Below are 9,372 nucleotides of genomic sequence, written 5' to 3'. Positions count from 1 at the left end.
ACGTTGAGAACACGGGCGTTTCGCTGATTCGTCAGGCAGCTTCTAAAACCAACGATGCCGCAGGGGATGGTACAACCACCGCAACCGTGCTGGCTCACGCGGTCGTGAAAGAAGGTCTGCGGAACGTTGCAGCAGGCGCAAACGCCATCTCCCTGAAGCGCGGGATTGACAAAGCAACAGGCTTCCTGGTGAGCAAGATTGCTGAGCACGCTCGTCAGGTTGAAGATTCTAAGGCGATCGCTCAAGTCGGTTCAATCTCTGCCGGAAACGACGATGAAGTCGGCTCCATGATTGCCGAAGCAATGGAGAAAGTGGGTCGCGAAGGCGTGATTTCGCTGGAAGAAGGCAAATCCATGACAACCGAACTGGAAGTCACCGAGGGTATGCGCTTCGACAAAGGCTATATCTCCCCCTACTTCGCCACTGATACCGAGCGGATGGAAGCCGTGCTGGATGAGCCGTTCATCCTGATCACCGACAAGAAAATCACGCTGGTGCAAGACCTCGTGCCCGTGCTGGAGCAAGTCGCTCGTTCTGGTCGTCCGCTGCTGATTCTGGCAGAAGACATCGAGAAAGAAGCCCTGGCAACCCTGGTGGTGAACCGTCTACGCGGTGTACTGAACGTGGCTGCGGTCAAGGCTCCTGGCTTTGGCGATCGTCGTAAGGCAATGCTGGAAGATATCGCTGTGCTGACGGGCGGTCAGGTGATCACCGAAGATGCAGGTCTGAAGCTCGACAACGTCAAGATCGATATGCTGGGTCGCGCTCGCCGTCTCACGATCACCAAGGACACCACCACGATCGTGGCTGAAGGCAACGAAAAGGCAGTGCAAGCTCGCTGCGAGCAAATCCGCCGTCAAATGGAAGAAACCGAGTCTTCCTATGACAAAGAGAAGCTGCAAGAGCGTCTGGCGAAGCTGTCTGGCGGTGTTGCTGTCATCAAGGTGGGTGCAGCAACCGAAACCGAAATGAAGGATCGCAAGCTGCGCCTGGAAGACGCGATTAACGCAACCAAGGCAGCCGTTGAAGAAGGCATCGTCCCCGGTGGCGGTACGACTCTGGCTCACCTGTCGCCTTCGCTGGAAGAGTGGGCAAACGGCAACCTGAGCGGTGAAGAGCTGACGGGTGCGCTGATCGTGGCTCGGGCGCTGGCGGCTCCCCTGAAGCGGATCGCTGAAAACGCAGGTCAAAACGGTGCGGTGATCGCAGAGCGCGTGAAAGAGAAGGACTTCAACGTCGGCTATGATGCGGCTCGCGGCGAATTTGTCGATATGTTCGAGGCAGGCATCGTTGACCCGGCGAAAGTGACCCGATCGGCTCTGCAAAACGCGGCTTCGATCGCCGGAATGGTGTTGACGACCGAGTGCATCGTTGTAGACAAGCCCGAACCGAAGGAATCAGCTCCCGCAGGCGCAGGCATGGGTGGCGGTGACTTCGATTACTAAGTTCGATTACTAAGATTGTGTGAATTAAGTTTCGACTGAATTCTTAATTCAATGAGGGCTGAACCAATCAGAAAGGTAATGTAACTTCTCTGTTAGGATAAGCCCTTCTTATTCAAGATCGATCGTTCTCCCGGAGGGCGATCGTTTTTTTGCGCTTATGGTTTGCGTTCGTTCTATAGAAATTGTCGCTCAAGCAAGATGGAGCGAGGCGTTAGCTCGTCGAGCTGCTCTCATTGCTCTGTTTGCACTTTAATTACGATAGCGATTGATTTCAATACATAAACTTGCTATTTAAACTACAGAGATTTTACTTATTTAGATAAAGTTGCTATAAATTTAATCCAGTGTCATTTATGCAAGAATTCACTGAGATTCTATCGATTTGATTCGCTCGGCTCCAACTCTCAATGATTCAATGCAATGTTTACAAAGCAAATCATTGACAAATTAAAATTAAGCAGAATTTATTAACTGGATCTTCGTAATAGCCGTTATAGAAACTGTTTAAATTTAACTAAGAGCCAAGCAAAATCTTGCGGAAATTACTGCGTTCTACGCGGAACTACCCAGTTGTAGTCGATAATTTCACAGTTATTGATTTAATGAACTTTCGTTTCGGATGACGAGCTATGACATCTGCCAATTTCAGTAAAATACTGCTGATTGTTGACCCATCGGTGCATCATTACCGCAGTCTGACAGACCATCTCACGGCTGAAGCTGACGTAATCGTTTTAGAGGCAGATCGGGACGGCATTGAGCAAATTACCGAAGCTCTTGCCAACCGGCGATCGATCCAAAGCATTCATCTGCTCTCGCACGGCTCTCCAGGAACACTTTACCTGGGCGCGGCGCAACTGAGCATGGCAACTCTGTCTCAGTACACAGACCAGATTCGTCAATGGATTCGTGCTTTTACTGATCGGGCAGAAGTTTTACTCTATGGCTGCGAAGTCGCTGCCGGATCGATCGGACAGCTTTTCATCCAGAAATTGAGCCATCTTACGGGTGCATCGATCGCGGCTTCCACCAATCGAACTGGCAACGCTAAGCTGGGTGGTGATTGGACACTGGAATCAACGGTGGGAGCCATCTTATCCCCCTCTATTTTTTCTGCTACTGCGATGGCTAACTTTCAATCTGTTTTGGCTCCCGTTGTTTTTGTGAATGAAACGTTTACGCGCAGCGAGGTCGCCCCTGGAGCCACCTCCTGGGTATCAGGGGTCGGTCAGGGCGCAGGAGATGCTGGCAATTCTGCCGTTGCGCCTTATTTGACGGCTCGACCCTTCCCGTTCGCAGCCCCTCCTCAAGTTCCTCCTAGTGGAGGCGGCTTACCAGGAAACCCTGGCGAGTTGCTCGACCCTGATGGAGCAGGAGTACTGCGCCTCACCAACGCGACCTTTGATCAGGCAGGCTTTGTCCTCTACAACCAGCCCATTAGCTCCAGCGCGGGTCTGAACATTACCTTTGATATGTTTCAGTGGGGCGGAACCTCCAGAAACGGGCTGCCTCCCGGAGCAGACGGAATCAGCTTCTTCCTAATTGACGGCAGCACCCCTTACTCAACTAATGCTGGGGCGTTTGGGGGCTCCTTAGGCTACGCCCAAAGAACAGGTATTCCGGGGGTGGCAGGGGGCTATCTAGGCGTCGGGTTTGATGCGTTTGGCAACTACTCCAACGGGGGCGAAGGGCGAAATGGAGGCGCGCCGGGGCTGGGTAGCGATGGACGGCTTCCCAATACGGTTGCGGTGCGGGGTCGAGAAGCGACGGGCTACCAGTACCTCACTGGAACAACGATCGACCCAACCAACTACATGCTGAATAATGTGACGGCGACCAACCGCGAACAATCGACGCGGCGGGTTCAGATCACGCTCTCAGGCGATGGAATCCTCAACGTCTCGATCGACGGCAACAACGACGGCGACTTCCTGGACGCGCAAGAAGCGGTCATTACCAACTACAACACCCGTTCAGCCGGCAACGGTGAAGTGCCCGACTTCTTTAAGTTTGGTTTTGCCGCCGGAACAGGGGACTCCACCGCCAACCACGAAGTCCGTAACCTGGCAGTGACGACCCTGACTTCTGCACCGCTCACCAACAACTCGGCTGCGGGACTGCCGATTAATAGCGCTGTCAACGTGCCCAACCTGGGGGGAAGCGATCCAGATGGAACCGTGACGAACTATCGCATTCTGACGCTGCCCGACCCCAGCCAGGGAACGCTGTTCCTGGGAGATCCGGCGGGCAATGTGCGGCTGACTGCGGGGCAAACGCTGACCCCAGAGCAAATTGGGCAAGTCTTTTTCCAGTCGAGCGGCACTTTTACAGGCAGCGGATTCACCTATACTGCGATCGATAACCTCGGCAGCGAAAGCGATACGCCTGGCACAGTGTCGTTGCAGCTGCAAAATACTCCTGGTCCTATTCCAGTTCCGGGGCAAAACCAGGCTCCTGATACGTTCGATCGACCGTTTAACCTGCCCCAAAACACGCTGACCAATCTGCCTGGACTGGGGGGAACTGATCCAGATCCCGGGGATGGCGTTGCTTCGTTCACCATTGTCACCGTTCCTGATACGGCTCAGGGCACACTGTTCCTTGGTTTGCCAGGCGCAGGAGGTCGCGCAATTACCGCCGGGCAGGTGATTCCGGCAGCAGATATCGAACAGATCTTCTTTCAGTCGGGTCCTAACTTTAGCGGCGGCAGCTTCACCTATGCGTCAACCGATCGCTCTGGTCTAACTGACTCCACTCCGGCAACCGTAACGCTCAATTTCAACTCACTGCTCGACCCAATCGGCTGCAAACCAGGGGTCAGGCTCAAAGGCAATCGCCGCAACAACCGTCTGGTTGGAACCGAGGATCGCGATCGCCTGGTGGGTAAGCCGGGTAACGACCAACTGTTGGGTGCAGGCTGTTCGGATCGACTCAATGGCAACCGGGGCAACGATCGACTGTTGGGCGGTGCGGCAGGCGATCGGCTCAGAGGTCAGCAAAACAACGATGACCTGCGCGGCAACAACGGCATTGACACCCTGGACGGCGGCTTGGGCAACGATCGGGCGTTTGGCGGTCGCGGTCGCGATACCGCAATGGGACGACGCGGCAACGATCGGCTGGAAGGCAAGTTCGGAGATGATAACCTCATGGGCGGTCGCGGTCGCGATCGAATTCGAGGAGGCACGAACCTGGACATCCTGAACGGTCAGCAAGATGACGACCGGATTGAGGGACAAAAGGGACGCGACTTCATCAACAGCGGTCTGGGCAACGATCGGGCGATTGGCGGTGAAAAAACGGATACCGTCTTCGGGCGGCGAGGCAAAGACCGGATTCGCGGTAATGGCGATGTCGATCTGCTGCTTGGCAACCGGGACAACGACCGGATTTCGGGTGGCTCTCAGAACGATCGAATTCTCGGCGGTCTGGGTCACGATGTCATGGTTGGCGGCGGCGGTCGCGATGTCATGAGCGGAGGCGGCGGTCGGGATACCTACCTATATCGATCGGCAAGACACGGGCTTGATCAAGTCCTTGACTTTAAACGGGAAGACCGGATTGACCTGAAAGTCCTCTTCAAGGGTGACAGCTACAGCAGTCCAAACCGCTTCCAGCAATACGTGCGCCTCGCGGAAACTGCAAGAGGAACGATTGTTCGAGTTGATGCCAACGGCGATGCGGCAAACGGATTTGTCCGGTTAGTTCTGCTGCAAGGCGTTGCTCCCAGTGACCTAAGCGCGAATAACTTTATCGTTAGCTAAGGTATAGCGTCAGCTAGGGTGCATCATGTGCTAAGGAAACGGCCTCAATCGCTTGTGGGGGTATCCTCATCCGCCCAGTTCAATAAGATATTTATCTTACGAACCAGCTGGGCAGGATGCCCCTTCCACAGAAATGGCTGCTGATTGAATTCTTGTTTCTAACCAGCCCGATCGCTACCACCCCGATCGATACCAGCAGGGAAGCCAGGCAGAGCAGTCTTCGGTTTACGACGCTATCTCGAAATTTGCTCGATCAGTAGAAGGACATCAGAAGGACAGTATCAAACCAGGGATAACGGAAGCGTCATCAGCCATTCGTCATCAGTCATTCGTCATTCGTCATTCGTGGTTAGTCTCGTGGTCGGTCATTCGTCATCCGCGAAGCACAAGTAACCCACAGCTAATGACCCATGACCCGTGATTTATGCCGATCGCATCTCACGTTGATTTCTATCCTCCTGCTGATCAGGGACATTTCAGGGATATTAAGATTGAGAAATTGACAGCAACGAACGTTCTCTTCCTGGCTGCCCATGCAAATTCTGCTTGTTGACGACGAGGTTGAACTCACCGAGCCCCTCAGTCGAATTTTGCGGCGCGAGGGGTATCACGTTGATATTGCCCACGATGGTTCAGAAGGACGTAAGCTGGCTGCTACCGGAAGCTACGATCTGCTGATTCTGGACTGGATGCTGCCCCAGCAAACGGGCTTAGAGATTTGCCAGCAGCTTCGCTCCCAGGGGGATACCACTCCAGTGCTATTTCTGACTGCGAAGGATACGATCGACGATCGCGTCTCAGGACTGGATGCGGGAGCTGATGATTATTTAATCAAGCCGTTTGAGCTGCGCGAACTCCTCGCAAGAGTCCGGGCACTGCTGCGCCGCCCGCCAACGCTGGAAGTGAAGCCTGCCACACGGCTACAAGTGAATGATCTGGAACTCGACCTGGAAAATCAGCTTGCCTACCGCCAGGGACGCAAAATTGAGCTATCGGAAAAAGAGTGCCAGTTGCTTGCCTACTTTATGCGATCGCCCAACCAGCTTTTGACCCATGACCAAATGCATCAGCAGCTCTGGAGTACGAGCGAGCAGCCTAGCAGCAATGCCTTAGCCGCCCAAATTCGCCTGCTGCGCCGCAAGATCGAAGCCGACGGTGAAACACCTCTAATCCACACGGTTTATGGCAAGGGGTATCGGTTTGGGTCGGCGATCGAAGGGGAGGGGCGAGGGTAGTTTCAGGGGTTCCAGAATTGGGAGACGAGGGGGAGACTCATTCCTTATGAATTTCCTTTATAAATTTCTAACCCTTTTCTAATGCTCCTAATGCTCCTGGGTCTGAGATCTTTCCTGACGATCGGCAGTAAAGCTCCAGGCAGGCGTGTCGCCGGATTGCAGACTTGCAGTGAGCTGATCGTTTGGGGCAATCGTTCCCTTAATAAGTACCGAATTTGAAGAAGGCTGACAAGCGGCTAACGCATCGGTGTTGCCCGAAAGAGCCATTGCTTCCTGGTTCCAGCGACCTGTTAGCGGCAGCTTTTCAGAACTGGTAGAATCGGGCATTTCGGGTGATACGTTTGCCTGCACGAGATCAACCGAGCCGTTGAGGTAAATTCCTGACTGCTGCACAGTTAGCCGTAAGCGCGAGTCATTCGGACAGCCCGGAGGCGCGATCGAACTGAAATAGATGCCGTCGATATTGGGCGGGGCTTGCAGCCGGGCTTCTCCATAAGCAGCAGTCAAGCGAAATAGGATGAACACTGAGGTAATCATTCCACCATAGAACAGTAAATGCGATCGAATTGCAGATTGGTGCATTTTAAGCCTCTCTTTCCATAAGAACTGGGGCGAGATGAGACGTAACACGGCTATAGCGGCGAGTGATCAGCAGCGACGATCGGCATTGTTTCACGAGTTCATCGGTATATTGCCCCAGGGTTTGTCGCTCGATGCCCCACTCCCGATTGGCTCCGGCGATCGTTAAATCCATGCCTTCCGACAATTCGACCACTGCCCGCATTGGTTCTACCGTGGTAATTACTTTTAAGTGAACGCGATCGCGCAGAAATGCAGGCAACCGCTGAAGGGTGGTACGAAGCTCATAGCTTAAATCATCGATCTGCTGACCGAAAGCCGTCTTGCCAACGGCGCGATCGGAAGGTGTAACACAGAGCACAGTCAGATGGCTCTCTGGACGACCTGCCAGAATTCGCAGTCCCAGTTCCAAGCCCAAATCGCTGTGAATATCTGGCACATAAGGCAACAAAAGCTGATTGAGCTGGGGCAACTGGGGCTGAACCGCAAATTTGCCCGTAGGGTAATCTACAAAAACCGCTACATCGGTTCTCGCCAGACTCAAAATTTGCCCGACTCGGCCGCCCAGGCAATTAGTGCTGAAGGCAGGACGATGCCACCCGACAAGCATCAAATCGGCTTGCTCCATTTCTGCCACCTGAACAGCTTCTCGCGCCACATCATTTGCCACCCGCACGATCGAATGAATCAAAGGACGCACCGCTGGCTCCAAGCTCTCCACCAGGGTTTGAAGATGCTGCTGACGGGCTGCAATCTGGCGATCGGCTTCCAGGGGAGTGCTTTCAAAGGCGTAGTCTTCCTCCAGCTCAATCAGACTTAAGGGATTCACGATCGCCTGCTGAAGCTGAGTCCCAGCAATTGCCGCTGCAAGTTGCACCAGTCTAAGCTGCGTGTCAGGATTCGCTACCAGAACCAGAATTCGATACACCGAAGCAGACACCAGAGACGGCTGCTCTGGCGGCGAGGCGACTAAATCTTGCTGAATCAGCCGCTTCGGATAAGTCACTTCTAGCAAAGGCGAAGTCATGAACGTGGTAACGAGTGCCATAATCACCAGCATCGTAAACAGCAACGGCGAAATCACGCCCAGACTCAAGCCGATATTCAGCACAATCAGCTCGGTTAGCCCGCGGGTGTTCATCAGCCAGCCCAACGCCGCCGCTTCTCGTTTTGCCATGCCGCATACCCGCCCTGCTGCATAGGTTCCAATAAACTTGCCGCTGATCGCCACCAGCAGCACCAGCCCACACAATAGCCATAGTTCTGGACGATTCAGCAATCCAATCTGGGTTCTCAGCCCGCTATAGGCAAAAAAGATCGGCAGCAAAAAGGTCAGCACAAAGTCCTCAGTTTTTTCGGCGAGTTCGCGGGTGAGTCCTTCGTTTTTGGGCATTACGGCTCCCAGCAAAAACGCCCCAAAAATCAGGTGAATCCCGATCACCTCGGTAATCAGCGCAGAAGCCACCACGCCCATATAAATTCCCGCCAGAACGAACTGCGTCAGTTTGCCTGTGCGATCGTAGTATTTCGCAAGCCGTTTCAGGAACAATCGCCCGATCGTCAGCATCAGGGCAATGTAAACCACGGCTGCGATCAGCGTAGGCAGAGCCGCAATCATACTGTTAGTGCGAGTTACAGCGATCGCCAGAGCTAGCACACACCAGGCAGTCACATCATCCACCGCAGCGCAGGTGAGAGCTAGCGTTCCCAGCTTCGTATTCTGCAAATTGTTTTCAGTAATAATCCGCGCCAAAACGGGAAACGCCGTAATTGACATCGCCGCCCCCAAAAACAGCGCAAACGCCGTAAACGAAACGCTGCCGTTTGACACCAGCGGATACAGCAGCAGCGACAGCAACGTGCCCAGCGTAAACGGAACCACAATGCTGATATGGGAAATCAAAACAGCAGTCTCGAGCTGTCCGCGTAGATAGCGGGGATTCAGCTCCAGCCCGATCAGAAACATAAAAAAGATCAAGCCGACCTGAGACAGCACATCCAGAAACGGAATCGTCTCTGGTGGAAACAGCGCACTCGCCAGCGTCGGAGCCACCGTGCCGAACAGGGAAGGACCGAGCATAATTCCGGCAACAATTTCGCCAATCACCAGCGGCTGCCGTAAAGCCCGAAACCCGAGACCCATCAGGCGCGATAGCCCAATCACCAGCAAGACTTGCAGCAGAACCATTACAACGATCGACATGGCAGCCCCCGCTTAAACGTTTTTTCTAACAAGCATTTTTTGAGAATGTTTGAGACGCAATCCCCGTAAGCCGAACCGTCCCTCTAGGCCCCAATTCTATGGGAACCAACCGACTCCTTCAGACCTCAAAGTCCCCCGAACTTAGA

Annotated in this window: 6 protein-coding genes; 4 read left to right on the top strand and 2 right to left on the bottom strand. The window is 53.9% G+C overall.

Annotated elements, in window-relative coordinates; genetic code table 11:
• From groL to rppA, 4 genes are all read left to right on the top strand, one after another.
• Nucleotides 1-1,445: chaperonin GroEL (gene groL / locus H6F80_RS05055; protein WP_190790512.1), on the top strand; the 1,445-nt coding region annotated here is incomplete at its 5' end.
• A 629-nt stretch (nucleotides 1,446-2,074) separates the two neighbouring features.
• Entirely contained in the window at nucleotides 2,075-5,209 is a 3,135-nt protein-coding gene (locus H6F80_RS05050; protein ID WP_190790511.1) for a DUF4347 domain-containing protein, read from the top strand.
• Nucleotides 5,210-5,325: 116 nt separating this feature from the next.
• A complete protein-coding gene (locus tag H6F80_RS05045) occupies nucleotides 5,326-5,469 on the top strand; it encodes a hypothetical protein (protein WP_190790510.1) in 144 nt (47 codons plus the stop codon).
• 273 nt (nucleotides 5,470-5,742) lie between these two features.
• On the top strand, nucleotides 5,743-6,444 hold the full coding sequence (gene rppA, locus H6F80_RS05040) for a two-component system response regulator RppA (protein ID WP_190790509.1): 702 nt from the start codon (nucleotides 5,743-5,745) through the stop codon (nucleotides 6,442-6,444).
• An 87-nt stretch (nucleotides 6,445-6,531) separates the two neighbouring features.
• Here the strand turns inward: rppA and H6F80_RS05035 are convergent, their stop codons facing one another.
• Both H6F80_RS05035 and H6F80_RS05030 read right to left on the bottom strand, forming a co-directional pair.
• A complete protein-coding gene (locus H6F80_RS05035) occupies nucleotides 6,532-7,026 on the bottom strand; it encodes a hypothetical protein (protein ID WP_190790508.1) in 495 nt (164 codons plus the stop codon).
• Nucleotide 7,027: 1 nt separating this feature from the next.
• Nucleotides 7,028-9,226 carry a cation:proton antiporter gene (locus tag H6F80_RS05030; protein ID WP_190790507.1) on the bottom strand — a complete coding sequence of 733 codons (2,199 nt, stop codon included), beginning with the start codon at nucleotides 9,224-9,226 and terminating at the stop codon, nucleotides 7,028-7,030.
• Nucleotides 9,227-9,372 lie beyond the last annotated feature (146 nt).

The organism is Leptolyngbya sp. FACHB-711 (genome assembly GCF_014695615.1).
In the GTDB taxonomy this organism is placed as follows: domain Bacteria; phylum Cyanobacteriota; class Cyanobacteriia; order Elainellales; family Elainellaceae; genus Leptolyngbya_A.
Note: the sequence above shows the minus strand (reverse complement) of the source record. Positions and strands in the feature narration are given on the sequence as shown.

Bases quoted from the DNA above. Each gene is read 5' to 3' on its own strand.
- H6F80_RS05050 (WP_190790511.1), top strand. From the start codon at position 2,075: ATGACATCTGCCAATTTCAGTAAAATACTGCTGATTGTTGACCCATCG.
- H6F80_RS05045 (WP_190790510.1), top strand. From the start codon at position 5,326: ATGCCCCTTCCACAGAAATGGCTGCTGATTGAATTCTTGTTTCTAACC.
- rppA (WP_190790509.1), top strand. From the start codon at position 5,743: ATGCAAATTCTGCTTGTTGACGACGAGGTTGAACTCACCGAGCCCCTC.
- H6F80_RS05035 (WP_190790508.1), bottom strand. From the start codon at position 7,026: ATGCACCAATCTGCAATTCGATCGCATTTACTGTTCTATGGTGGAATG.
- H6F80_RS05030 (WP_190790507.1), bottom strand. From the start codon at position 9,226: ATGTCGATCGTTGTAATGGTTCTGCTGCAAGTCTTGCTGGTGATTGGG.